Below are 1,255 nucleotides of genomic sequence, written 5' to 3'. Positions count from 1 at the left end.
ATGCAGCAGGCCGACGCGGTCGTAGACGTCCAGGTAGCTGCGCGCCTCGGGGAAAAGCTGGGCCACCCACTCGACCTCGCCGCGGTTCTCCGCGACGTGGGTCTGCATGTAGAGGCTGGCATCGGCGCGGCACAGCGCGCCGGCCATCGCGAGCTGCTCCGGCGTGCTGGTCGGCGCGAAGCGCACCGTCACCGCGTAGGCCAGGCGCGCACGCCTGTGGTGCTTCGCGATCAGGTCCAGGCAGTCGCGCTCGGCCTGGACGACGTCGTCGCGCAGGCCCTCGGGGGCGTTCCGGTCCATCAGCACCTTGCCGGTGATCAGGCGCATGCCGCGCTCGGCGGCCGCGTCGAACAGCGCGTCGGCTGAGATCTTGTGCACCGTCGGGTACACGACGGCCGAGGTCGTGCCGTGCGCCAGCAGCGCATCGAGGAAGCGATCCGCGCCGAAGCGCGCGACCTCCGGGTCCATGTAGCGCTGCTCGGCCGGGAAGGTGTAGGTGTTGAGCCAGTCCAGCAGCTCGGTGCCGTAGGACGCGATCACGTCCAGCTGCGGGCTGTGTACATGGGTGTCGACGAAGCCCGGCAGGATCAGCCGGCCGCTGTGGTCCTCGCGGACCCAGCCCTCGCCCGGGTTCTCGGCCTGCGCGCCGGCGATGCGGCCGTTGTCGATCAGCAGCCAGTGGCCCGGCCGGAAACGCACGGCGGGATCGTCGACGCGGCCCCATTGCGGCGCGGCGGTGAAGTCCAGCAGGTCGCCCTTCAGGGCCAGGCGTGCCGGAGTGGCGGAACGGTCGGTCGTCATGCGTCGGGAATCAGGCGGACAGGAGGAAACGGAAAGGCGGGAACGTCGGTGACTGCGGTGCCACGCCGCTCACGGCACGAGCTCGCGCGCGACTTCGCGCACCTGCTCGCGCAGCCAGCGCAGCGGCGCGCTGTTGTGGCTGACGTCGTGCCACAGCTGGTAATAGGTCATCGGCGGGAAGGCCACCGGGCATCGCAGCACGGTGACCGGCAAGTGATCCAGGTAGCGGTGGCAGAACAGCCGGCCGGTCGTCAGCACCAGCAAGCTGCGCGCCACCATCTGCGGCAACTGCCCGAAATGGGCGCAGCGCACCGCAATGCGGCGCTCCAGGCCCAGCGAGGCCAGGTGCTGCTCGATCACGCCCGGCTGGCCGCGGCTCAGCGGCATCGGCGCCAGGTGCTGGCAGTCGAGGTAGCGCTCCTGGGTCCAGGCCCGCGGCGCCATGCGCGCGGCC

The 1,255-nt window shown here is 71.2% G+C and carries 2 protein-coding genes; both read right to left on the bottom strand.

What is annotated here, in order from left to right:
• Window positions 1-801 (bottom strand): amidohydrolase family protein (locus FUT87_RS21920; RefSeq protein WP_147242387.1); only part of this gene is annotated, 801 nt, incomplete at its 3' end.
• 69 nt (window positions 802-870) lie between these two features.
• Window positions 871-1,255: LysR substrate-binding domain-containing protein (locus FUT87_RS21915; RefSeq protein WP_310735293.1), on the bottom strand; the 385-nt coding region annotated here is incomplete at its 5' end.

It is taken from the genome of Mitsuaria sp. TWR114, assembly GCF_007997345.1.
Note: the sequence above shows the minus strand (reverse complement) of the source record. Positions and strands in the feature narration are given on the sequence as shown.